Source organism: Candidatus Pseudothioglobus sp. Uisw_086, assembly GCF_048085745.1.
Lineage (GTDB): Bacteria > Pseudomonadota > Gammaproteobacteria > PS1 > Pseudothioglobaceae > Pseudothioglobus.
On record NZ_CP159803.1, the window covers coordinates 1,412,748 to 1,438,145 of the forward strand.

The 25,398-nt window shown below is 35.0% G+C and carries 23 protein-coding genes; 3 read left to right on the forward strand and 20 right to left on the reverse strand.

The window, feature by feature from the left end; translation table 11 throughout:
- Positions 1 to 12 precede the first annotated feature (12 nt).
- A complete protein-coding gene (locus ABXT49_RS07115; RefSeq protein ID WP_416653552.1) occupies positions 13 to 372 on the reverse strand; it encodes a pyrimidine/purine nucleoside phosphorylase in 360 nt (119 codons plus the stop codon).
- 99 nt (positions 373 to 471) lie between these two features.
- Positions 472 to 1,899, reverse strand: coding sequence for a leucyl aminopeptidase (locus ABXT49_RS07120; protein ID WP_416651519.1), 1,428 nt, complete (start codon positions 1,897 to 1,899; stop codon positions 472 to 474).
- A gap of 78 nt (positions 1,900 to 1,977) precedes the next feature.
- Here ABXT49_RS07120 and ABXT49_RS07125 point away from each other — a divergent pair, with 78 nt between their 5' ends.
- Positions 1,978 to 2,697, forward strand: coding sequence for a DsbC family protein (locus ABXT49_RS07125; protein WP_416651520.1), 720 nt, complete (start codon positions 1,978 to 1,980; stop codon positions 2,695 to 2,697).
- Positions 2,687 to 3,955 (forward strand): 16S rRNA (cytosine(967)-C(5))-methyltransferase RsmB, encoded by a 1,269-nt coding sequence (gene rsmB, locus ABXT49_RS07130; protein WP_416651522.1) that lies wholly within the window; start codon positions 2,687 to 2,689, stop codon positions 3,953 to 3,955. Before ABXT49_RS07125 ends, rsmB begins: the two co-directional genes overlap by 11 nt.
- 13 nt (positions 3,956 to 3,968) lie before the next feature.
- On the opposite strand, the gene lon is transcribed toward rsmB, so the two are convergent.
- The 7 genes from lon to ABXT49_RS07165 all read right to left on the reverse strand — a co-directional run bounded on the left by lon (position 3,969) and on the right by ABXT49_RS07165 (position 13,634).
- A complete protein-coding gene (gene lon, locus ABXT49_RS07135) occupies positions 3,969 to 6,308 on the reverse strand; it encodes an endopeptidase La (protein ID WP_416651524.1) in 2,340 nt (779 codons plus the stop codon).
- Positions 6,272 to 7,603: a ribosome rescue GTPase HflX gene (gene hflX / locus ABXT49_RS07140; RefSeq protein WP_416653554.1), complete on the reverse strand. Its 1,332-nt coding sequence runs from the start codon at positions 7,601 to 7,603 to the stop codon at positions 6,272 to 6,274. Before hflX ends, lon begins: the two co-directional genes overlap by 37 nt.
- 34 nt (positions 7,604 to 7,637) lie before the next feature.
- Entirely contained in the window at positions 7,638 to 8,903 is a 1,266-nt protein-coding gene (gene clpX, locus ABXT49_RS07145) for an ATP-dependent Clp protease ATP-binding subunit ClpX (protein ID WP_271558460.1), read from the reverse strand.
- A 14-nt stretch (positions 8,904 to 8,917) separates the two neighbouring features.
- A complete protein-coding gene (gene clpP, locus ABXT49_RS07150; RefSeq protein ID WP_271558459.1) occupies positions 8,918 to 9,514 on the reverse strand; it encodes an ATP-dependent Clp endopeptidase proteolytic subunit ClpP in 597 nt (198 codons plus the stop codon).
- Between the two features lies 1 nt (position 9,515).
- Positions 9,516 to 10,814: a trigger factor gene (gene tig / locus ABXT49_RS07155; RefSeq protein WP_416651526.1), complete on the reverse strand. Its 1,299-nt coding sequence runs from the start codon at positions 10,812 to 10,814 to the stop codon at positions 9,516 to 9,518.
- Positions 10,815 to 10,883: 69 nt separating this feature from the next.
- Positions 10,884 to 11,993 carry a mandelate racemase/muconate lactonizing enzyme family protein gene (locus ABXT49_RS07160; RefSeq protein WP_416651528.1) on the reverse strand — a complete coding sequence of 370 codons (1,110 nt, stop codon included), beginning with the start codon at positions 11,991 to 11,993 and terminating at the stop codon, positions 10,884 to 10,886.
- An 18-nt stretch (positions 11,994 to 12,011) separates the two neighbouring features.
- On the reverse strand, positions 12,012 to 13,634 hold the full coding sequence (locus ABXT49_RS07165) for a GMC family oxidoreductase (protein ID WP_416651530.1): 1,623 nt from the start codon (positions 13,632 to 13,634) through the stop codon (positions 12,012 to 12,014).
- A gap of 126 nt (positions 13,635 to 13,760) precedes the next feature.
- Here ABXT49_RS07165 and ABXT49_RS07170 point away from each other — a divergent pair, with 126 nt between their 5' ends.
- The gene (locus tag ABXT49_RS07170) at positions 13,761 to 14,507 is read left to right on the forward strand and encodes a sulfite exporter TauE/SafE family protein (protein ID WP_416651532.1); all 747 of its coding nucleotides are present in this window, start codon (positions 13,761 to 13,763) and stop codon (positions 14,505 to 14,507) included.
- 121 nt (positions 14,508 to 14,628) lie between these two features.
- Here ABXT49_RS07170 and ABXT49_RS07175 read toward each other — a convergent pair whose 3' ends face one another.
- Genes ABXT49_RS07175 through ABXT49_RS07225 form a run of 11 tightly spaced genes read right to left on the reverse strand, consistent with a single transcriptional unit; the run spans position 14,629 to position 25,283 of the window.
- Positions 14,629 to 15,753: an enolase C-terminal domain-like protein gene (locus ABXT49_RS07175; protein WP_416651534.1), complete on the reverse strand. Its 1,125-nt coding sequence runs from the start codon at positions 15,751 to 15,753 to the stop codon at positions 14,629 to 14,631.
- Entirely contained in the window at positions 15,746 to 16,633 is an 888-nt protein-coding gene (locus ABXT49_RS07180; protein ID WP_416651535.1) for an NAD(P)-binding domain-containing protein, read from the reverse strand. The genes ABXT49_RS07175 and ABXT49_RS07180 overlap by 8 nt, the downstream gene beginning before the upstream one ends.
- Before the next feature lie 16 nt (positions 16,634 to 16,649).
- Positions 16,650 to 18,080, reverse strand: coding sequence for an NAD-dependent succinate-semialdehyde dehydrogenase (locus ABXT49_RS07185; RefSeq protein WP_416651537.1), 1,431 nt, complete (start codon positions 18,078 to 18,080; stop codon positions 16,650 to 16,652).
- 18 nt (positions 18,081 to 18,098) lie between these two features.
- Positions 18,099 to 19,085: a tagatose 1,6-diphosphate aldolase gene (locus tag ABXT49_RS07190; RefSeq protein WP_416651538.1), complete on the reverse strand. Its 987-nt coding sequence runs from the start codon at positions 19,083 to 19,085 to the stop codon at positions 18,099 to 18,101.
- Positions 19,046 to 20,044 carry a dihydroxyacetone kinase subunit DhaK gene (locus tag ABXT49_RS07195; RefSeq protein ID WP_416651540.1) on the reverse strand — a complete coding sequence of 333 codons (999 nt, stop codon included), beginning with the start codon at positions 20,042 to 20,044 and terminating at the stop codon, positions 19,046 to 19,048. The genes ABXT49_RS07190 and ABXT49_RS07195 overlap by 40 nt, the downstream gene beginning before the upstream one ends.
- Positions 20,041 to 20,640, reverse strand: a complete 600-nt coding sequence (dhaL, locus tag ABXT49_RS07200; protein ID WP_416651542.1) for a dihydroxyacetone kinase subunit DhaL — start codon at positions 20,638 to 20,640, stop codon at positions 20,041 to 20,043. The genes ABXT49_RS07195 and dhaL overlap by 4 nt, the downstream gene beginning before the upstream one ends.
- Positions 20,633 to 21,478 carry a TIM barrel protein gene (locus tag ABXT49_RS07205; protein WP_416651543.1) on the reverse strand — a complete coding sequence of 282 codons (846 nt, stop codon included), beginning with the start codon at positions 21,476 to 21,478 and terminating at the stop codon, positions 20,633 to 20,635. The genes dhaL and ABXT49_RS07205 overlap by 8 nt, the downstream gene beginning before the upstream one ends.
- Positions 21,475 to 22,584 carry a nucleoside hydrolase gene (locus ABXT49_RS07210; RefSeq protein ID WP_416651545.1) on the reverse strand — a complete coding sequence of 370 codons (1,110 nt, stop codon included), beginning with the start codon at positions 22,582 to 22,584 and terminating at the stop codon, positions 21,475 to 21,477. The genes ABXT49_RS07205 and ABXT49_RS07210 overlap by 4 nt, the downstream gene beginning before the upstream one ends.
- Positions 22,584 to 23,297 carry a GntR family transcriptional regulator gene (locus ABXT49_RS07215; RefSeq protein ID WP_416651547.1) on the reverse strand — a complete coding sequence of 238 codons (714 nt, stop codon included), beginning with the start codon at positions 23,295 to 23,297 and terminating at the stop codon, positions 22,584 to 22,586. Before ABXT49_RS07215 ends, ABXT49_RS07210 begins: the two co-directional genes overlap by 1 nt.
- Complete coding sequence (locus ABXT49_RS07220) at positions 23,290 to 24,306, reverse strand: alpha-ketoacid dehydrogenase subunit beta (RefSeq protein ID WP_416651548.1); 1,017 nt, start codon at positions 24,304 to 24,306, stop codon at positions 23,290 to 23,292. The genes ABXT49_RS07215 and ABXT49_RS07220 overlap by 8 nt, the downstream gene beginning before the upstream one ends.
- Entirely contained in the window at positions 24,303 to 25,283 is a 981-nt protein-coding gene (locus ABXT49_RS07225) for a thiamine pyrophosphate-dependent dehydrogenase E1 component subunit alpha (RefSeq protein WP_416651550.1), read from the reverse strand. The genes ABXT49_RS07220 and ABXT49_RS07225 overlap by 4 nt, the downstream gene beginning before the upstream one ends.
- Positions 25,284 to 25,398: the final 115 nt, after the last annotated feature.

Consider the following 25,398-nt stretch of genomic DNA (forward strand, 5'->3'; position numbering starts at 1 on the left):
TGACTAAAAGATTTAAGAGTACGAGCAGCAATAATCCACTACAGATTTTACTTTCAACTTAAAAGAACTCTTTGCAGGAACCTCAAAAGACTCCCCACCATGAATCACTCGCCATTTAACCTCTCCAGGAAGTAATATATCCATTTCACCAGCCGAAATTTCCATTAATTCATGCTGCTCAGTTTTAAATTCAAATGATCCTGGCATCATGATTCCAAGAGTTTTGACAACTCCGTCACTAAACTTAACCTTCCTACTTGTAACCTTGCCATCAAAATAGATATTTGCAGCCTTAATTATTTCCACATTTTCAAATGATGATTTATTAAGTTTAAGCTTAGTAGATTCAAGTTTTTTTGTTAAATCTAAAATATGACTTAAAATTGCTTTTTGTTGATCAGTCATATTCTCATAAATATAATCTACATTATTTAATGAAACTATACTATTTTCTTTAGACATTATCTCTCCTTAAATTTGATCCATAACATACTGCGTTAAAAGAGGCACTGGCCTTCCTGTTGCACCTTTTTTTGACCCTCCAAGCCATGCAGTTCCTGCAATATCAATATGCGCCCAAGAGTAATTTTTAGTATACCGCGCTAGAAAACATGCGGCAGTTACAGTGCCTGCCTCTCTTCCGCCAATATTTGCCATATCTGCAAAATTAGACTTAAGTAATTCGTCATATTCATCATCGAGAGGGAGCTGCCAAACTGTATCCATTGCTGAAATACCTGAAGCTTTAAGGCTATCAGCAAGATTTTGGTCATTAGACATAACGCCAGAGTGATGCTTACCTAATGCAACAATTACAGCACCGGTAAGAGTCGCAACATCAATTACGACTTTAGGATTAAATTTTTCACAGTAAGTTAGAGCATCACAAAGAATCAACCGGCCCTCTGCGTCTGTATTTAGAATCTCTATAGTTTGGCCAGACATACTTTTTACCACATCTCCTGGTCTAGAGGCGTTGTGAGCAGGCATATTTTCAACAGTAGGCACTACAACTGTTAAGTTAACTTTAAGGCCCATCTCCGCTATCGCGCTCATGGTTCCAAGAACTGATGCAGCCCCACACATGTCATACTTCATCTCATCCATACCAGATCCTGGCTTTAACGAAATACCACCACTATCAAAAGTCACCCCTTTTCCAACTAGAACAATCGGATCTTCTTTTCCACCATTAGAGTAATTTAAACTAATTAGCTTTGCAGGTTGAGACGATCCAAGAGAAACTGAGAGTAATGAATTCATCCCCAAGGCCTCCATATCTGACTCCTCTAAAACCTCACATTTCAGTTTGTAGGTTGATGCTAATAATTGAGCTCTTTCAGCAATATAAGTTGGCGTACATATATTAGGCGGCAAGTCGCCTAACTCTCTTGCCAGAGCCATTCCATTTGCAATTGCAACTCCTTTACTAATTTCTGTAATACCATTATTTTCAGAATGAATATTCACCGCCTCAAGAACAGTAGCTTTCTTTTCCACTTCTAAGCCAACTTTTTTTATCTGGTAACTTTCATTTTTTAACACTCGAGCAGTTGTAATTTGCAACCAAGAATCGTCACATCCCTCTACTTCAAGACTTGGTATTACAACATTTTTTACTTTTGTACCATCCATGGCTGAAGAAAGTGACTTAAGCACCTTAATATATTTTTTTTGAGTTAATGGCGACTCTCCTAAGCCAATTGCTAATACCCTTTTTGATTTATAGCCTTCGACCTTACCAAGCATTAGGGTTTCACCTAGACTTGCTTCAAAACGATGGAGCTCAAGAAGCCCTTGAAGAATTCTATTTTCATTAGTTGTATCTTTAAAAACAAAAGCGACTGAGCAGTCACCACTGTAATGATCCGCTGCTTGATGAGTAACAAAAAATTCCATGACTTTTTCCGAAAATTATAATCTCGGTATTCTACCAAAAAACTGTAAAATTTACTTCTTTAATCTTGAATTTTTAATATGAAAAAGCTTCTTCTTTTATCTTTAATCATAATTACTAACTCCGTAACTGCAAATGTTGATAAGGTTTTTGATAATTTAAAGCCATTCTTCCCAACTATTAAAACTGAGAATATAAGTAACTCAGAATTGGAAGGTTTTTACGAGGTAGTTCTTACCAATCCTCAGATTGAGGTTTTGTATATTTCGCTTGATGGACGTTATGTTATTCAAGGTGCAGTAACCAACATAGAGTTAATGGCTAATCTTTCTACTAAAAGAATAAACTCAGAAAAAATTAAAATTTTAAATAGTATTGATGAAAATAATAAAATAGTTTTCAAGGCCGAAAATGAGCAATACATTCTCCATGTTTTTACGGATGTAGATTGTCCTTATTGTGCAAAGCTTCACTCAAATATGCAGGGTATGAATTCTCTAGGTATAACAGTTAAATACTTAGCTGCTCCAATTGAACAACTTCATCCAAATGCACAAAGCGCTATGGAAAAAATATGGTGTGCTGAAGATAAAGCCATTGCAATGCACAACTATAAAACTAATCGTTATTTACCTAATAGCCCTGATTGCATAAATCCTGTTGAAGATCAACTTGCAATCTCTAAGCAATTAGGAGTTAATGGAACGCCTTCAATCTTCCTTGAAAATGGCTCAAATATTCCTGGCTACCAAGAGCCAAATCAACTTTTAAATAGTATCTTACAAGCAATTGCTCAATAACGAAAACTCTAGGGTTATAGCTCATAAAGCCATCTGCCTGGTAGCTTTAGAGAAGCAAGCTTTATCGGATGCCTTATTTCCAGCGGAAAGTACTGAATCTCCTTTTGCAAAATCCTTGGTATATGGCTCAATCCGATTCTATCATCATCTTAATGACATAATTACGCCCCGTATAAAGAAGCCTTTAGAAAGGAAAAACCTTGATATCCATAGTTTATTAATTCTTGGAGCATATCAGCTTCTATATACTGATATTTCAAGTCATGCAGCAATCAATGAAACTGTTGAAATTGCAGAAAAAATTGGAAAAACCTGGGCCAAAGGTTTTGTTAATGCAATACTTAGAGGAATTGATCGAGATAAAGACTCAATCTTGAAGACAGCTCATCATTCTCATCCAAGCTGGCTTGTAAAAAAAATAAAAAAAGATTACCCGTTAAACTTCCAAGAAATATTTTTTGAGAATAATAAAAAAGCACCAATGTCAATTCGAGTTCACCCATCGGTTGATCTAAGCGCTTTTCAAGAAAAATTAAAAAAACAAGATATATGTTCTGAGAAATCAAACATTGCCCCGCAAGCACTTATTCTTGAGAGTGCTGTAAAAGTAGGCAGCCTACCAGATTTTGAAAAAGGGTCTTGCTACGTGCAGGATGTATCTGCTCAACTTGCAGCTCATCTAGTCTTACCAAAAAAAGGGGAATTAATTCTTGATGCATGTTGTGCTCCTGGAGGTAAAACAACTCACATAGCTGAACTATGTCCTGAAGCAAATATAGTTGCTCTAGATAATGATGAAATACGGTTAATAAAAGTTAAAGAAAATATTGATCGCCTTAAAACTAAGAATGTTGAAATGATTTTTGGGGACGCAACAAGGCAAGACTGGTGGGACCAAAAACAGTTTGATAAAATCTTAATTGACGCCCCCTGTTCAGGAACAGGAGTCATTCGAAGACACCCAGATATTAAACTATTAAGAAAACTAAAAGATGTCAATCAAATTACTAAAATTCAAGCGTTAATTCTTGATAATTTATGGCATCTCTTAAAGCCCGGTGGAGAGCTTATATATGCTACTTGCTCAGTTCTTCGAGATGAAAACGAGAGACAAATTGTTAGCTTTCTTGAAAGGTTTAAAGATGCTACCAACGAAGAAATATCCCTTTCATGGGGAGATGGGTTCATTGGAAAACAACAACTTCCTAAGAAAATATATGACGGCTTTTATTATGCCAAACTTACAAAAAAGCTATAAAAGTTAATTGCCTTTATTTTTCCTCAAGTGCAATTTCTAAAACCTGATCTATCCACTTAACTTTAATAATCTCAAGTTTACTTTTAATTTTTTCGGGCACTTCAGATAACTCACGCTCATTATCTTCAGGAATAATGACAGTTTGAATCCCGCCCCGCATCGCCGCAAGTAATTTTTCTTTTAGCCCACCAATTGGAGTTATTTCGCCCCTTAGAGTTATTTCTCCAGTCATTGCCACTGCAGCTTTTACCTTTCGACCTGTTAAAACCGACACAAGAGCGGTGCACATTGCAGCTCCAGCACTTGGACCATCCTTCGGAGTTGATCCATCAGGCACATGAATATGAATATCAAGTTTTTCATGAAAGTCATCCGCTATGCCAAGTGATTCAGCGCGCAATCTTGTTACAGACATTGCCGCCTGAATAGATTCCTTCATGACATCACCAAGCTGGCCTGTGTAATTGAGCTTTCCTTTACCTTTATATGAAGAAGCTTCAATTGTAAGCAAGTCTCCACCAACAGATGTCCATGCCAGTCCAGTCACTTCACCAATTTGGTTGTGTTCTTCAGCAAGACCAAAGCGATATTTTTTCATACCCAAAAATTTTGGAAGGCTTTTTGAATTGATAATTGCTCTAGCTTTTCGTTTTTTTAGAGTGATATCTTTAATAACCTTTCTACAAATACTTCCGATTTCGCGGTCGAGGCTTCGAACTCCTGCCTCTCTTGTGTAATAACGAATAATATCCATTATTGCGGAGTCTTTAAAAATAATTTCAGAGCTTTTAACACCATTATTTTTCATTTGTTTAGAAATTAGATGGCGCTTAGCAATTTCAAGCTTCTCATCTTCAGTATATCCAGACAAGTGAATAATTTCCATGCGATCTATTAATGCTTCAGGAAGATTTAAAGAGTTTGCAGTAGCAACAAACATGACTTGGGAAAGATCATAATCAACTTCTAGGTAATGATCATTAAAAGTATGATTTTGTTCTGGATCTAAAACTTCTAGCATTGCAGAGCCAGGATCTCCTCTAAAATCAGATGCCATCTTATCAATCTCATCTAATAGAAATAATGGATTTTTTACATTAACTTTTTGCATTTTTTGGACAATTGAACCAGGCATTGCCCCAATATAAGTTCTTCTATGGCCTCGAATTTCAGCTTCGTCTCGAACTCCTCCAAGAGCCATACGAACATATTTACGATTGACTGATTTTGCAATTGACTCTCCAAGAGAAGTTTTTCCAACTCCTGGTGGTCCGACCAAACATAATATATTCGCTTTATTATGGGTGACTCGACTTTGGACTGCTAAGTGCTCCATGATCCTCTCTTTAACTTTATCCAAACCATAGTGATCTTCATCCAGAATTCTTTGAGCTTTTACCAAATCTTGGTTTGTTTTCGTTTTTTTACTCCAGGGAACTAAGCATAAATTTTCTATGTAAGTCCTAATGATTGAAGCATCTGATGATTGAGATGACATTCTTTGAAGCTTATTAAGCTCTCCTTGGGCCTTCTTCTTAGCTTCTTTAGGCATTTTTGCCTTATTAATACTGTTTTGTAATTCTTCAATTTCATTCTCATCATCAACAGTTCCAAGCTCTTTTTGAATGGACTTCATTTGCTCATTCAAATAGTAATCCCTTTGGTTGGATTCCATCTGTTTGCGCACTCGACTTTGAATTTTTTGCTCTGCGCCAAGAACATCTAGCTCTCCTTCAAGGATTGATAGAATTTTCTCGAGTCTTTCTCTTGCCTCACTGCTCTCAAGCAAGTTCTGCTTTTCTTCAATTTTAAGATTAAGATTTGCAATAATGACATCACTGAAACGCTCAATATCTGTAATCTCTTTAAGTACTTTATACACTTCTTCAGGAATTTTTTTACTGAGCTTGATATATTTTTCAAAGTTTTCAAGGGCTAAACGCATCATAGCCTTTATCTCAGTGTCATCATCATGAGTCAAACTACAGTCACTTAAAATTACTTCTGTATGTTCACCTAAATCAACAAATTCTTCGATTTTTGCTCTTTTAACACCTTCGACTAAAACTTTAATAGTTCCATCTGGAAGTTTCAGTAATTGAAGAATTGTTGCGAGGGTACCAACCTTGTGAAGCTGCTCATTATTTGGCTCTTCAATAGTTTCATCTTTCTGGGTAACTAAAAAAATATTCTTATCAGCCTCCATAGCCTGAGTAACTGCATTAACTGAAGATTTTCTTCCTATAAATAAAGGAATTACCGTGTGCGGGAAAACTACTACATCTCTAAGAGGAAGTAGTGGAATTGATTGCTTGCTTAAGCCGTTTGGCTCTGTGATGATTTCTGTTCCCATAATAATGAAACGCCTTGCTTGTCTAGTAATCTTTCTAGATAGTGTCGAGTGACATTAATTTCAAGTAGCCATTGCCCAAATTCATTCATTATTTCTTTTTGAATAAATCCGACTTTATGAATTTCACTTCTAATATAAGCAGATTGAACATCTAACTTAATTCCTGCAAAAGTCATCATTCCACTTAAACTCTGCGAAAGCGCCTGATAAAGCAGATCTATACCTTCTCCCGTATGAGCTGAAATCCAAACTCTATAAATATTACCATCATGGTCTTTATCAAGACGAGGTTTAAAATCAGCAATTCCATCAATCTTATTCATTACAATAATTTTTGGAATATCTTGTGCCTCTATTTGCTCAATAATATCCTCTACCTGCTCAATTTTATCCCTATTATTAGGATCTGACGCATCGACCACATGAAGTAGGACGTTAGCTTGTCGTGTTTCTTCAAGAGTCGACTTAAAAGCCTCAACCAGCTCATGAGGTAGATCTTGAATAAAGCCAACCGTGTCAGCTATAACTGCCTCGCCAGAAGCTGGTAAGATAACACGTCGAATAGTTGAGTCTAGTGTAGCAAATAACTTGTCATCTGCATAAACTTTGGCCTTAGTTAGAAGGTTAAAGAGTGTTGATTTTCCTGCATTGGTATATCCTGCAAGTGAAATCATAGGAAGTTGATTCTTAATTCGGGATTTACGTCCCAAATCATGCTGCTTATGAACCTTATCTAATCGCTTATTAATATTTTTTATACGTACCGAAATTAATCGCTTATCAGTTTCTAGCTGCGTCTCACCTGGTCCACGAAGTCCAATACCACCTTTTTGTCTTTCAAGGTGTGTCCAGCCTCTTACAAGTCTAGTAGATAGATGCTTTAACTGCGCTAGCTCTACTTGCAACTTTCCCTCAAAGGAGCTTGCTCTTAATGCAAAGATATCTAATATTAAGCCAGTTCGATCCATCACTTGACACTTTAATGCTTTCTCTAAATTACGCTCTTGAGAGGGGGATAGCTGTAGAGAAAAAATAACTAGATCGATTTCATTGTCACACACAATTGTTGCTAGCTCATCAACCTTGCCCGTGCCAATAAAAAACTGGGCTTTAGTAATGCTTCTTTTAACTGTTATAGTATCAATAATACTGAGACCAGAGGAAAGTGCCAACTGTTGGAATTCACCAATACTACTTGATGCCTTTCTATTTGAAGTTAGCTCAATATGAACCAATATAGTTCTTTCACCTTGACCAACTGCATCTTTTTGGCGATCAAAAAGCTCCATAGATATTCTTAAGAGACCAGTATATATAAGATGAAATTAATCAACTTGCTTTACGAATATTGCTTTGTTTTTTATCAGAAACATGAACAATCATAGGTTGTTTTTTTCTTTCCACAACCTCTTTATCTACAACAACCTCTTTAACGCTTGGAGTAGAAGGTATTTCATACATCGTCTCCAGAAGTAGATCTTCTAAAATAGCTCTTAAACCCCTCGCACCAGTTTTCCTTTTTAGCGCAAGTTTAGCAATCGCTAAAAGAGCATTTTTTCTTATCGTCAGCTTAACACCCTCAATGGCAAAAAATTGCTGAAACTGCTTGACTACAGAATTTTTGGGCTTCGTAAGAATTTGAACCAATGCCTCTTCATCAAGCTCATCTAAAGAAGTATGAACAGCTAAACGACCGACTAATTCAGGAATTAATCCAAATTTAATTAAATCATCTGGCTCTAAAAATTTATAAAGCTCAGTTAATGTTTTTTTACCGCTTGCTTCCTTAACGTTAGCAGAAAAACCAATACCAGTAGCCTTTTCAATGCGCCTATCAATTACTTTCCCAAGCCCATCAAATGCACCGCCACAAATAAACAATATTTTTGAAGTGTCAACATCAATAGTTTCTTGGTTAGGATGTTTTCTACCTCCCTGAGGAGGAACCGATGCAATAGTACCTTCAATCAACTTAAGCATGGCTTGCTGAACTCCTTCACCAGAAACATCTCTTGTGATTGAGGGGGAGTCAGACCGGCGTGAAATCTTATCAATTTCATCTATAAAAATAATGCCTTGTTCTGCCCTTTCTGGATCAAAATCACATTTTGAGAGCAGGCTTTTAATTACATTCTCTACGTCATCACCAACATAGCCAGCCTCTGTTAAAGTTGTTGCATCAGCAACAGCAAAAGGTACGTCCAAAAAACGTGCCAGAGATTGCGCAAGAAGCGTTTTGCCACTTCCTGTTGGACCTATAAGTAAAATATTTGATTTATCAAGCTCTACATCGTTTGAGATGTAATTTGTTTTTAGTCGCTTATAGTGATTATAAACTGCCACTGACAGAACTTTTTTTGCATGGGACTGTCCAATCACATACTCATCTAAAGAGGCGTACAATTCTTTCGGGGTATTATTCCAATCCTGATGTTGATCTTTTTTATCTTTGATAGTTTGCTCTTGAATCAGGCTGTAACAGGAGTCTATACATTCATCACAAATGTAAACTCCCGGTCCTGCAATTAGGCGAACTACTTCATCTTTGTGTTTTGAGCAGAACGAACAGCTAAGGTCTTCAGTATTTTGGTCCATAGACAAACTTAAATTTATCGCTTATTAATTACTTTATCAATGAGTCCATATTTCGCAGACTCGCTTGCTGACATAAAATTATCTCTATCAGTATCTTTCTGAATATTTTTCATACTTTGACCAGTATGGTCCTTAAGTATGGTGTTTAAGTTATCTCTAACTTTAAGAATTTCTTGTGCATGAATATCTATATCGCTTGCCTGACCGGAAAATCCTCCAAGAGGCTGATGAATCATCATCCTAGCATGAGGTAGCGCAAACCTTTTCCCCTTAGTACCAGCTGTAAGAAGTAATGCACCCATACTTGCCGCCTGTCCAATACAAAGAGTAGAAATATCTGGCTTAATAAATTGCATTGTGTCATAAATAGCAAGTCCTGCAGTTACTGAGCCGCCTGGTGAATTTATATACAAATGAATATCTTTGTCTGGATTCTCAGATTCTAAAAAAAGCAACTGAGCTACTACTACATTTGCAGTGTAATCTTCAACCGGACCAACCATAAAAACAACTCGCTCTTTGAGAAGCCTAGAATAAATATCATAAGCCCTCTCTCCTCTTCCAGAGCTCTCAATTACCATTGGGATTTGATTTAAGTTTTGAATTGTCATATTAATTTTGTGGGCTCATTATTTCTAAAAAGGTCTTGTCTGTCATCGTTACTTTGGCTTGATTTGCAACATGTTTCGCAACCATATCTTCAACGACAATTGATTCAATATTAGCAAGTCTTGAAGGATCTGTATTATACCAATCAATCATTTGCTGAGCACTTTCACCATATTGGAGTGCCATTTCATTAAGTTTAGCATCAACCTGTTCTTTTTCAGCTTTTATTTCACCATCTGTTGCAATTTTATTAATTAACAAACCAAGTTTAACTCTTCTTGCCGCTTCCTCTTGAAACATTTCTGCAGGTAATTTACCTTTAGAAGGCATACCTTGCTGCTCCATTCTAGATTCCATATCTTGCTGTAGCTTGAGCGACTCAGCAGAAACACTGCCTTCAGGCACCTCAAAATCATTTGCATCTAAAAGAACTGAAAATGCGGTGTCTTTATTTTGCTGAACTAATCGAGATTCTAATTCAACTTGCATCTGCTTTGACATTCTCGATTTCATAGTTTCAAAATCTTTTTCACCAAATTTTTTGGCAAATTCATCGTCTCTCTTTACTTCTGTTGGTGAGCCTACTTCATTAACAGTAACTTTAAAAATGGCCTCTCTTCCTGCCAGATTTTCTACATGATAATCTTCCGGAAATGTTGCAGCTACTTCAACTGTTTTTTCAGGTGCGATATCTATAAGACCTTTTTCAAAACCTTCAATCATAGTACCTTTGCCTAAAACAATTTCAAAACCCTCAGCAGCTCCACCTTCAAATGACTCTCCATCAAGTAAGCCTTCAAAATCTATAATTAAACGATCCCCTTCTTTAGATTTTCTCTTGACAGTCTTATATTCAGTTGACCTATCTTGTAGATCTTGAAGAGCTCGTTCCTCATCTTCTTCAGTAACTTTTGAATTAATCTGATCCATAGTTAAGCTTTTTAAAGAGCCCACTTTGATCTCTGGAAACACTTCAAACTCTATTGTATAAATAAAACTGTCTGAATTCTCAGTATCTACATTCACCAATGACGGCTGAGCAGCTGGAGAAACATCTGCATCTTTAAGGGCATCCGCCAAAGTTTCAGTAACAATTTCATTAGCAGCATCGGATTTAGCACTACCGCCAACGCGTTGGCGCAAAATTGAAGCTGGAATTTTTCCTTTCCTAAAGCCATCAATACGAACTTTTGAGGCAAGGCTCTTGATAATTCTTTCTGTTTTTTGATTGAAAGTGTCTACAGGCAATTCAACCACAAGGGATCTTTTTAATCCCTCAAGTTTAGTGAGTGAGGTCTTCATCTAGTTATAAATCCGTAACTTATTAAAAAAAAATAAATTATACAGGATTTTCTTACCCAAAAAATTGCACTAAAAGCGAGACCCTGTATAGCTTACTTTGTAATCTGATAAAGATAGCCATTCTTGATTTATTTCAACCCCCCAACCAGGCTTGTGGATCATCTCAAGACACCCATCAATAATTTTATAGTTTGGGTAAAAAATATTATCTTGCCATGGATAGTAATCAGGACCTTCTATTGAAAACTCCAAATATTTTCCTGGGTTTTTAATAGAACCCATTATATGGGCTGAAAAAAGTGTCACTAGAGAAAGGTTTGCTGAATGCAGAGTTACAGGTAGATTTGCCTTCTCTGCCATCTTTGCAACTTCTAGTGTTCTAGTAACGCCTCCCATGTAGCATATATCAGGCTGAACAATATCAACAACCTTAGTATCAATCATATGACTCCAAACTCTCATATCATTGTCTTGCTCGCCCCCACTGATATCAATATCTAGTGCATTTTTAACTTCTCGAGTCCAATCTGGCTTCCAATATGGGCAAGGTTCTTCAAAATGACTTACGCCATAATCTTGAAGCATGTGTCCAACTTCAATTGCCTTTTTAGGGCTAAAAGCACTATTTGCATCAACAAGCAAAGCAACATCATTTCCTAGAACTTTTCTCACTTCTTTTATAATTGCCTCAGTTCGCCCTGGCCATTGATCAAAATCATGGCCACACTCTTTTCCAATCCTAAATTTAAATGCGAAATAGCCATTTGCTTCCTTTAACGCAAGAAGTCTTTCGGCCTCGGCTTGAGGACTAATCTCTCTCTGCATACTTGATGCGTAAACTGGAATAGATTGTTTTTCACCGCCCAAAAGCTGGCAAACACTCTTGTTCGCACGCTTAGCTTTAATTTCCCAAAGCGCAGTATCAATTCCACTTAAAGCTCTATAAAGGTATGTACCAGGAAACTTATGCTCTCTCTCTAAGACCTCTCTATTTATATCTTCAGTATTAAATCCACTGAGTCCTAGAATATGAGGAGCAACTTGTCTATGAACTACCTGAGCACTAATATCAGAATTATAGGTAGAGGTTTGACCCCATCCTTCATCGCCCTCATCAGTTCTTATGCGAACTAAACCGACGTATTCATTCGTAAAAGTTTCAATACTAATTATCTTCATAAGGATTCTTTAATAACTTTAATTATTTTTTGCACTTTCTAATATTAAATCTGATGCCTTTTCACCAACCATGATAGTTGCGGCATTAATATTACCACAAACTATTTGAGGAAATATTGAGGCATCTGCCACTCTCAGATTTTTGATTCCATGAACTCTCAGATTGCTATCAACAACATTTTTCAGTGGATCAGGGCCCATTCGGCAAGTACTACAAGGATGAAAAACAGTCCAAACTGTATCTTTGATATGTTGAATCATTTGCTCATCAGTCTGACATTCCTGCCCAGGACGAAACTCTTCTCCAATAACTTCTCTAAAACTATCGGTTTTAGCCAACTTCCTAAGGACCTTAACCCCCTCTAATAAATCTCTGATGTCTTCTTTATGAGAAAGGTAGTTAGGTTCAATGATTGGAGGCTTTAATGGGTTATTACTTTCAATATGAACTCTTCCCCTTGAAAGAGGACTACAACTTGAAATTCCAAATAACATTGCTGAAAAGGGATCTGGGCTCATCATTGCCCTTCTTTCAGGAGATTCCAGAGAGTAACTAACGGGTGAAAAATAAAGCTGGATATTGGGCTTCTCAAGACCATCACGTGTCTTAATGAATCCTCCTGATTGATTGACACTTAAACTCAGTGGCCCTCTTCTTGTAATAATATATCTTAGACCCTGATATATCTTTCCTAGAAATGGCCTTAACTGATCATTTAGGGTTGGTACTTTACTTTTATAAAAATAACTAACCCCCAAATGGTCTTGTAGGTTTTCTCCAACAGCTGGACTATCTTGAATTAAAGAAACTGCAGCTTTATCTAAAACATCTTTTGGGCCTACTCCTGAAAGCTGAAGAAGCTGAGGAGAATTGATTGATCCTGCGCTTAATATAACCTCACATGAAGCCATAACTTGATGAATCTTACCTGACTTAATATACTCAACTCCATAAGCCTTTTTATCTTTAATTAATACTCTTGAAACTAAAGCATTTTTAATAATAGTAAGATTAGTACGACTCTTTATTGGCCACAAGTAAGCTCTTGAGGAGGACATCCGCTGACCCTTGTGAGTTGTGATTTGAAAGTTGCCAACTCCTTCCTGATTTTTTCCATTCATATCTCTATTAAGATTAATACCAATCTCTTGAGCTGCAGATAAAAAATTCTTACATAATGGGTGCAACTGGTCAGACACCTCCGAGACATTTAATGGCCCATCACCGCCTCTAAAACTATCAGCACCATTTTGCCAAGATTCCATTTTCTTGAAGTAGGGCAGAACATCATTATATGACCAACCTGTATTTCCCATCTCAGACCACTGATCAAAATCTTTATGATTTCCTCTAACATAAACCATTGCATTAATTGAACTAGATCCACCCAAAACCTTTCCTCTTGGCCAATAACTTGGCTTATTATCAGCCTCTGGACTTGGTTTTGTCATGTACATCCAATTAACAGCTTTTTGATGGTAAGTCACCCCATAACCAATTGGCATTTGAATAAAGAATCTACGATCTGAACCACCAGCCTCTATTAGCAAAACGTTATTAGATGAATTTTTACTAAGCCTATTTGCAACGACACAGCCGGCGGAGCCGGCCCCTACAATTATGTAGTCATAATTAGACATAAATTAGAAATAATACGGCCATTTGATAATCAAAATTTAAAATACGTAACATCGTCATTATATTGAAATCAAATACAAATACAAAATAATCTATATACTCATATGCATTATTTTAGAAATTCTTCAATGATCATTTCAGACCCAATTTTTTATTTACTAATTTTACTCGCAGGCGCATTTTTAGCAGGCATAGTAACTGGAGCAACTGGCTTCGCAGGGGGGCTTATACTTAATTCTTTTTGGCTTCATATCATGGAGCCCAATACTGCAATCCCTCTCATTATTATCTCTTGCCTATTAATTTCTGCAGCTCCTATTTATAAATTACGAAAAACGCTTAATTTTTCAAAACTTAGGCCATTCATTTTATTTGGCGTTATAGGTGCCCCTCTTGGAATGTTGTTACTAACTTTAACTGAACCAAATATATTTAAAACCTCTATTGGCATATTTTTAGTGGCGTACACATTATGGATGCTTATAAGCAATAGTTTTTCCATTAAAGTCAATGAGAACAAGTTTTTTGATAGTCTTATAGGCTTAATTAGTGGCCTAATGGGCGGCTTTGCTTCTTTAGGTGGCTTATTGCCAACAATATGGGTCAGCCTTCAACGATTACCAAAAAATACTCAGCGCGGAACTTATGAGCCAATGATTTTTATTACAAGCCTTGCTGCACTTATTAGTTTTTATATTGTAGGCCTTTTCACCATACAAATTGTCTATGATTTTTTTAAAATACTCCCAATATTAATGCTGGGCTCATGGCTGGGTGTAAAAATCTACCCCTTAATAAATGAAGGTTTGTTTCAAAAAATAGTGCTAGTATTAATCCTAATGTCTGGAATTATGCTCTTAATAGGGGCAAATTGATAAGGTTTTTAATAGGAAATAAGACTAAGAATATTATCAACCACTCTAATATCAACTTAAAAATTTTCAGTACTAGTGGTTATTAAGATAGCAATAAACAGTAATCAAATATAAGATAGTTTTAGATATGTGAAGAAACTAGATACTTATTAACTGTATCAAAATTAAGTGGGCCTCCTATTCCATAATCATCATTAAAACTTATTTTTCCATTCTTAATATTTAATTCATTATGAAATAGACTTGTTCTGAGAGGATTTATATTGATATCAGTCTCTAAATAAGCAGAAGGGTTAATGGCAGACATAATGTGGGCAGATGTTAAGAGACCAACACCGCCTCCTAAAAAATGTAGCCATATTTTATTAGTATGAATTTTTTTTGATAAATTATTAATTAAAGAAATACCACCATATTTAGTAAGATCAGGTTGAATATATTTAGATTTATTATTTTGACTAAGAGAAATAAACTCATCAAAGCTATTAATGTTTTCACCAAATGCTAGATCACAACTGGTTGAGTTAATTACATTTTTAAATTCATCTTGGCTAGATAAGGCAGAAATAGGCTCCTCAATCCAGGAAAAATTAAAGCCCTCTAATACATTTAAATAACGGAGTGCCTCCTTAATATTCCATCCTTGATTTACATCTAGCATCATCATTTCATCATTAGCAAAATAATTATCTAAAGACTCTAGTAAATCCATATCTAGTGAGTGATTGAAACCTATTTTTACTTTAAAGGCCTTTATTCCCATTAATTTTGCAGCTGCTATTTGTTCATGAGATGCACTTGGATTTATCCCACTAGCATAAACAGAAATATGATTCTTTGAATCAGGATTTAACAACTTATTAAGAGGTAATTTTTGATTCTTAGCAAATAGGTCCCAAAATGCACAATCTATTCCAGCATTGATGTTACGAAAAGAACCTAGATCTCCTGATTGAACAAAAAGAGTTTTAAAGTTTTCAGAAATTTTATCAATTAGTTTGTTCGGATTTGAAAATTCACAACCAACAATATTTTTATGATAAATGCTATTTAGTAAATGAAACCTATAAGAAGCCCCATCACTTGGAAAATTACACCAGATTTCCCCATATCCAATATTTTTATTAAAATCCTCAAGTTCAATTATTATGCATGGCCTTGATTTCATAACTCCAAAAGAGGTTATGACAGGATTTGTTAATGGAAATTCTAAATAATAAGATCTTAAGGATTTTATTTTAATCAAGATTATTACTTTCCTTTACAAAATTAAACATTGCTGTCCAGTCCAAATCTTTATACTTTGTATCCATTGCCTTTTCATAGACATTGACTACACTTTTTCCTGAAGTTAGCTCAATTCCCTCAGACTCGCCATGCTCAATAGCTAAGCGTAAATCTTTTAAAGCTAAAACGTTTTTAAAACCAGGCCCTATATCATCTATCAGGACCTTTTTAGGATAACTAAAGTTCATATGTCCTTTGCCAGCAGCTGTTGTTGACATTAATTCTATTGCAAGTTTTTGGTCTATCCCTGACTTTTCAACCAATGAAAGTGTTTCAGCAGTAAGAATATTTGAAACAATTGCCATATAGTTATTGATGATTTTCATTTTGCTTCCTGAGCCTATTGCCCCACAATAAACAACATCACTACCCATGCAGTTCAAAATCTCTTCAACTTTAGGAAAGTCTTGCAATGACCCTCCCACCATTATGAGCAAAGTGCCATCAATTGCATTATTAACTAAGCGAGCAACTGGCGCATCAAACATTTGAATATTTTTTGTTTGCAATTGCTTACTTACCTCAATAGAGTCAGCCGGCAATATTGTGCTCATATCAATATAGATTAAATCTGTATTATCTTGATTGATAATTCCATCTTCACCAAGAGCAACATCTTTTACATTTTTTCCAATAGGGAGCATAGATATAAGAAAATCCTGGCTCTTACACAAGTCAGGAATATTGCTTTCTTGTTTAGCACCAACTTCAGTTAATGCTTCAATAGTTTTTTTATCAGAAAATGGATCATAAAAGGAAAGTGCATGTCCATTTTTTAATAAATTTAAAGCCATAGGAAGACCCATTGTCCCAACTCCAATAAAACCTATATTTTTCATATTTCCCCTCTTGTAATTAAACGATATTAATATTTTTTTTGTGAATAAATGCATAAATAGCATCCATTCCTCCCTCATATCCAATACCACTTTCTTTAATCCCCCCATAAGGGATTTCAGGATGTAATGGCGAGGCAGTATTGATAGAGACTCCACCAGCAACAATTTCTTTAGCCATTTTTTCTTGCAAGGCTTCATTAGATGTATAAACGTATGAGGCAAGTCCATAATTTAAAGAATTAGCTTTTTTTATGACGTCGTCATAGTCATTGAACTTAAATAATGCAAGAATAGGACCAAAAATTTCTTGAGTCATCATCTTCGAGCTTTCACTAATATTTTCAATAAGAGTTGGCTCCCAAAAATAACCAATATCCTTATGTCTAGAGCCACCATAAATTATATTTGCACCTTTATTTACAGCATCATCTACGAAATCTTTCATCGCATCCATTCTTCGGGAGTTTGACAAAGGCCCCATTGATGCTTCTTCATTCATACCATTACCTAAAGTAATATTTTGTATCCTCTTTAAAAATCCATCTTTCACTTTATCATATATATTCTCATGAACATAAAAACGACTAGGAGCAATGCAAACTTGACCAGCATTTCTAAACTTAAAGCCAGTTAATGTGTCTAGAGTTGTTTCAATGTCAGCATCTTCTGCAATGATTGCTGGAGAATGTCCACCTAACTCAAGAGTAAATCTTTTTAATGTTTCTGCTGATTTTTTTGCTAAAAGTTTTCCTACTGGAACTGACCCAGTAAAGCTTAACTTCTTAACTTCATCTCTGCTTAATAGGTAATCTGAAATTTCATGAGGAACGCCGAATACCAAATTAATAACATCTTTAGGAAGGCCAGCTTCTTGAAAAATTTTTACAACCTCTATAGCTGTGCCTGGTGTTTCTTCAGAAGGTTTAATAATTACCGAACATCCAGCAGCCAGGGCTGGGGCAATTTTTCGAATAACTAAAGCAATTGGAAAATTCCAAGCTGTAAGGCACAAGCAAATCCCAAGTGGCTGGGGCTTAATAAAAGTTTTTAATCCACTGTCTCTGTCTGCGACCAATTCATCTTTAATTAGTTTTGCGCTAGTTCCATTAAATTTTAAAATAGCAATTGACTGGTTTATCTCCCCAACAGATTCTGCAAGGGGCTTCCCCTGCTCCAAGGTCATCACTTGAGATACTTGATCAGTTCTTTGTGCTAAGATATCTGCAGCCTTTAGAATTATCTGACTTCTTTTATCTGGATGAGTATTTTTCCACTGCTCAAAGCCAATCTCAGAGGATTTAATGGCATCATCTAAATGATACTCACTTGCATGAGGTAGGAACCCTAAAATACTTTCATCCGCAGGGTTTAAGACATCTTCACCACAGCCAAACTCAGTTTCATAAATCCATTTTCCACCAATAAACATCCCAAGTTTTGAATACATAACTCTCCAATGATTAAATTAATTATTAATTATAGAATTTTTCAATTTTTGTAATCTTTTTTGACCTTCTTCATTTATCCAATTTAAAAATTTATCTTCGCCAGATTTGCAAAAGATATCAATAGAATCTTGCCATATTGACCTTCCACACAAGAAGCCTAAAAAATCTATTTTTGAAGACTTGGCAAGCTCTAAACTATGTAAAAAATTATTAAATTTCATTCCTGCACTTAAAAAAACAAAAGGTGTTGAGCCATTCTCAAAACATTCTCTCATTATGTCAGAGCAATTCTCATAACTATAAATTGCAGCAGTGCCATCATTTTGAAATCCATTAACTTCAAACTCATTAAAGGGAAATTCAATTTTAATAATATCTATTTGGTATTCCTCATGGGAAAATTCCTGATAAAGATATTTAATATAGATTGGTTTTTTTAATAAATAACTTTGATAATCAATTTTAGTTCCTTCATCAAAATAGAGAAGTGGCTCAAATAAATAAGGCATATCTAGATCATTACATATTTGACCAACATGCTTAATGACCTTAAATTTTTCATTATTTATTGCTGGATCAGAGTCTGGATTAAAGTACATAAAAAACTTAATAGCAGAAAAATCTTTTATGATTTCATCGTCTTGATGTAATTTCTTTGGAAGTAGGGTTATGCGTGATTTATTATCTATATTGTATGCATCATCCTCAAATGCAATGATTTTAGATGTCTCTATTGAATGTAAAGATGTATCACTCATGTACGTATCATAATCAAATAGAATAGAGGATGCATTAACGCCAAGATTTAAGGCGATTTGCTTCTTGAAGTAATAATAATCTGCTTGCGTAAAACTTTTCCCTTTCTTTTCTTTGATAATGTCTTTTAAGCTAGTTCCTTGATCAATAGCAAGGGCGACAAATTTTTCATCATGCAATAGTTTATTAAAATGTAGCTTCTTATTCATTAAAGGTGAAAATATGGCGCTGAAGATTGAGAAATCCATAGCTTTCTCATCTGCTCAGTTGAATTTAATAATGATATTGAAAATCCCGCACTTTCTTGGGTAGTAATATATTCATTAATTAGTGGCTTGAAACATTTAATTTTATATTTAGCAAGATAATTTTCGACATCGTTATATACAATCAATAGCTCCATTAAAGTAGTTGCGCCTGATCCATTTATAAAAGGTATTACAACATCACCACTTTTATATTTGAAGTCATCAAATATTTTATCCATCATAAATTTTATTATTTTTTTTGAAGAAGAAATTTTTTGTCTTCCATAGCCTGACTCGCCATGAACACCCATACCAATAAAAACCTCATCATCATCTAATTGAAATATTTTTTCACCTGATATTGGAGAGACTCCAGAAGCGACAGCAATTGAAAGTGTTCTTGTTTGGTCTCTAACCGATTTTCCTAAACTTAATAAGGTTTCTTTATTTTCTCCAGTTTCAGAAAGTGCTCCTAAAATTTTATAAATGAAAGTAGTTCCTGCACCACCCCTTCTCTGGTCTTCGTCACCCTTTGGAGCGGAGGCAATATCGTCATACATTAATAATAAGTCAGCATCAATATTATCTTCTTTTGCTAACTCGATTGCCATCTCACCATTCATAACATCACCCGCATGATTTGATATTAAAAGAATAGTTCCAGAATTTTCCTTAAAAACCTCTATACCCTCAAAGATTAAATCTCCAGATGGTGCCGCAAATATGTCTCCAACAACATTTGCATCTAACAGTCCTTCACCAACCCACCCCATTGCAATAGGCTCATGGCCAGATCCATTACCAATTAAGATTGCTGTTTTATTAGTATTTTTTGGTTGTTTTCTTAAAATGATTCTCTTACTAACGCTCGAAAACTTAACTCTATCACTATTAGCCTTTATATAGCCACTGAGCATATCATCAACAATATTGTCTTTATTATTTATAATTTTTTTCATAGAATTGCTTCGAAGTACTCTCTGAGAATAATTTCAGTAGACTTTGCTCCAGGATCAATAAACCCAAGTCCTTTTTCTTCAAGAAATTTAGCCCTTCCAACTTGAGCTTTCATATCTTTTGTTTTAGATAGTGAAAGAGAAAGAATTTCATTAATCTTATTTTTTTCAATTTTTAAATCAGAATTTTTTCTTAAGAATTCTAAAACTGGAATATAGATATCAAGAATACTTTTATCTCCAGCCTTTACTTTTCCTCTCTTCATAATTTTATCTATCGATTTCTCAAAAATTTCAATGATTGATTGAGTTAAATTTAATTTATCTATTTTTCCAGACTCATTAAAAAAAATCGACATTAAGATTCCTGATGCGCCACCCATTTCAATTCTCATTTGTTTTGAGATAGTTACCATAGTGTCATCTAGTGGTGAATTAAGATTTTCTAAAAAAGATTTCTTTACAACAGTCATTCCTTTAAGGATTGTAGATCCATGATCACCATCTCCTACAAGTTGATCTAATTTATCTAATTCAACTGAATTAGATTTAATCCTATCATACGAATTTACAATCCAATTTTTATACTGACTATGCATTTAAATGCTCATTTAAAAAATTAAAAGACCTTACAATAGCTTCATATGGGTCAGCCTCTATATTTCTCCATGTGAATAAATCCTCACTCGTGTCTTCATTTGCTTGGATAAACATTTCCAAAGAAACATGCCCCTTATAGTTAATTTTTTTCAAAGTACTAAAAATTTCTGACCAGTTAATGGAGCCTGAACCAGGAACACCCCGGTCATTTTCTGCAACTTGAAAATGAAATAATTTGTCTCTAGCTTTTTCAATTGATTGACACATATTTTTTTCTTCAATATTCATGTGGTATGCATCTAAAAGTAGCCCTACATTAGGATGATCAATTAGCTCACACAACCTTAATCCTTCATCAACTGTATTAATAAAATCTGATTCATACCTATTTAGAGGCTCTATGCCCAATTTAATATTTTTTTCAGTTAATAATCTTGAAATTTTTTTAATAGAGTTAGATGAATTTTTAAATTTATCTTCTTTATCCTTGCCCATACTATTACTGATACCCCAAGCGGCATGAACTACTCCAGTGAGCAGTTTAGCCTCCATAATTGCGGTCATATCAATTGCCCTTTTAAGTGCCTCAATTCCATTTTTTTGAATTCCTGAATCACCGCTACTTATATCCTCTTCTTTCGAAAGACCAGTGGTACAAGTAAGAGTAATATTTAAATCTTTAGCTAGCTTTGAAATGTCTTTTGCACTTGAAGGAGTTTGCCCCAGAAGAGAGACTTCTACAGACTTATATCCAGCTTTTTTACACTTATGGATATAAGGTGTGACATCTTCATACCAATTTTTTACAAATGTTGCTGAATGGACTCCTAAAATCATTTTAATTTATCTATTTTTACGAAAAAGTCATGGAATATTGCATCTCTATTTACTCCAAACGCCTCTCTCATTGGGTAAGATTCATTTTCTCGCTTCCAGAAAAGCTCATCATTTAAGACAGGTGAAGAAACAATATGTGATGGGACCCATGAAGGCTCAATCATCCAAGCAATATTGATAACATCCCAAATAACCCAAGTTCTCCATGTTTGATCAATTACTCCTCTTTGCTTATGAAGAGGGTTGTTTGTATAAAGCTCATAAAGATAATTTCCAATATCTCCTCTCCCATTAACAAATTCTTTCATATCAGGAAGAGATAAAGTTAATTGTGCGCCAACGTTATATCCTGGCAGGTACACATGCGCAACACCGCACTCAAAAAGTAATTGGGAAGATAATACATCCTGAACTAAATTTAAAGAATTAGTATTGTTATTGATGCTATAAGTAGGAAATCCAGATGTCCAAACCACTACTAAATTGTTAATAATTTTTGGCTCCATCAATAAAGCTGAAGCTATATTTGTTAAGCACCCAATCGCACAAACATAAATCTTTTGATCGGGATATTGAAGACATGTTTTAACAATAAATTCACTAGACTCAGTGACTAAAGGCTCATCAAAACTAGTTAAATATTGATCTGAACCCCTAAAAACCTTCCCTTCATGAGGTATTTTTAATTTATCAAATATTTTAATTATTTCTTGATAACTTTTTTCAACTCCTTCTGCAGGTGAATCAAAATATATATCATCAGGGTGTGTGTTCGAATCAATTAATCCATTTACCCAATCTTTATAACTATTAACAAATTCAATATTACTATCAGAAATTTCTTTTTTTTCTTTAATTATTTTATAAGCCTTTAAAAGCTCTTCTTTGTGGTGTTGAAAAGAGTATGGTTCAGCAGTTACTCCTAATAAGTCAATTTTATCTTCAGACAATAAAGCCCAAGCCAAGGCAAACTGATCGTCAATTTCATTTGCGGTATCAGTATCAATTATTAGTTTACTTTTACCAATAGGGTTTGATAAATTTAGTAACAATTGGTCATTCGAAAGCTTTGGGAATTTATTGAGTATCTCAATAGGTACTGTCATTACACTAACTCCTGGTCTAGTTTAATTGTATTAAAAGTAATGTTTTTATCAACCAAAATTAATTCATTAGTGTGGTTGAATAAAAGACACTCATGAGCCAAACAGGGAATTCCAGAGTCTTTGTTTAAAACTAAAGAGTCATATGAAGACAAGGTTTCTGCACAAATAAATTGTGAGTTTTTCTTAAAATCAATATCAAATTTCTCATTTAAGATAAATATAATTGATTGATTTGAGCCATCTTCTGAGAAATAATTTTTACTCAAACCAAACGCATGTTTATATGACACGAAAGCGTTACTAATCAAATATGGCTCGCCATTAACTTTTCTCAATCGCTTTACAAAATATAACTTTTCACCCTGATTGAAGTGATCAGTATGATTATCATTTGTAATTTTTTGAAAATCTAAGATAACTGATGAAGGGGCATCTCCATTCTGAATAATTTTTTGTGTTAATGATTCAAAACAATTTTCTGTTTGAGGCATTGAACCAGTGACTACTGTTCCTTTGCCTCTTTTTCTGACAATTAGCCCATCTTCAGCAAGCAACCTAAGGGCTGATCTGACAGTTATCCTACTAACATTGAAGTAATCAACTAAATCATTTTCTGAAGGGATTGTGCCTCCCAAAGGCCACTTTTCAGAGGAAATAAAGCTTCGAATCTGAGTGTAGACATCTTGATATTTAGTCTTTGCAGTATTAGCCATGATAAAGTTTCTTAATTGCTTGAGTTATTTTTGCAGTGGAAGGTATATAAAAATCTTCCATAGGAGGGCTAAAGGGCACAGGAGTATGTGGAGCAGTTATTTTAATAACAGCAGCCTTTAAATCATCAAAACATTTTTCCGAAATCAAAGATGTAATTTCAGATGCTAAGGAACATTTAGGGTTGGATTCATCAACAACAATTACTCTCCCTGTTTTTCTAACTGATTCAAAAATTAATTCTTCATCCAATGGTGAATATGTTCTAGGATCGATAATTTCACAATCTATACCTTCCTTAGCCATTTCCTCTGCAGCTTCTTCTGCAAAGAGATTCATTCTTTGTATTGCTATGATAGTGATATCCTTTCCTGGTCGCCTTATCCTTCCTTTACCTAAAGGGATAGGCTCCATATTCTCAGGAACATGGCATGTTTTCATATACAGCCTTTTGTGTTCCATGAATATTACTGGATCATCATCTTGAATTGCTGATAATAATAATCCTTTTGCGTCATAAGCATCATAAGGCGCAACAACTTTTAATCCAGGTATGTGAACATATAAACTATAAAGTGCTTGTGAATGCTCACTACCAGCTCTAAAGCCAGCACCAACGACAGTTCTAACAACCATTGGAACTCGCTGTTTTCCACCAAACATATATCTCATTTTAGCTGCTTGGTTCATCAGCTGATCAAAACAAACCCCTAAAAAATCAACGTACATTAACTCTACAATTGGTCTTAAGCCAGTCATAGCAGCTCCAACTGCTGCACCAAAAAAACCAGCCTCTGTAATAGTTGTATCCCTGACTCGCTCAGGACCAAATTTAGTCAGCAATCCTTGGGTAACACCAAAGGGCCCACCCCAGCTATCTTGTGTACCAGGATACTCTTCCCTTCCCTTACCTCCAGCAATATCTTCTCCCATCAAAATTACATTTTTATCATTTTGAAATGACTCCACAAGGGCTTCATTGATAGCATCTTTTACAGTTAGTTCTCTCATATTAATAGCTCTCTAGGATAGTTAACATAAACTTCTTCTAATGCGTCTTCTGGCTTTGGCCAAGGTTGAGTTTCAGCAAAATCAAACGCTTCATTCACCTCTTTCAATGCATCAGCCTGTATTTTTTTAACTTCGTCAGATGAAAGATTATATTGAGCGGCCATATCTATAGATTTTTTAATTGGATCATTTTTTTTAGCTTCTTCAATCTCTTCTAATGGCTGATAAAGCTGGGTATCTCCCTCATATTGCCCTGAAAATCGATAATTTTTAAACTCTAAAAAAATAGGGGTATTTTTAGTCTTGGATTCAATAATGGCATCTCTGGTCATTTGGTGCACTTCAAAAACATTATTACCATCACCTTGATATGAAATCATGTCATAAGCTTTGGCAATATCTTTTAGTTCTTTAGTATTGAGATGCCAATCAGTAGCAGTAGCTTCGGCATAACCATTATTTTCACAGACAAAAAGCATAGGGATATCCCAAAGTTTAGCCAGGCCTGCAGCTTCATGAAAGGCTCCATTATGTATTGCACCATCACCAAAAAAAGTGGCTGCCATTTTGGTCCCGCCATTAATTTTTTCTTGAAGTGCTGCCCCTAAAACTACAGGAGGTCCAGCGGCTACAATTCCAAAAGATCCAAGCATACCTTTATTAAAATCGCTGATGTGCATGCTTCCACCTCTGCCTTTACATATTCCAGTACTTCTTCCATAGATTTCTGATGTTATTTCTTTTAATTCACAATTTTTAGCAATTGAGTGGCCATGATTACGGTAAGTGCTTGAAATCCAGTCATCATCTCCTAACGCAGCCATAACTCCAACACAAATTGCCTCTGATCCGATGCATGTGTGTAAATATCCAGGAACTGATTTCTCCTTGGCGATCTTTTTAATTCTCTCTTCAAATGACCGAATAGTAAATAGTTTTTTATAAATCCAATGTAGCTTATCTGCATCAATATCCATAATATAAGTTGTTATAACAACTCCAATAAAAAAAATAATTATTAACTATGATAACCTAAAAACATTGTTATACAGGTAGTTTTTTTAGTATGAAATTAAAATACTTAAAAAAGTA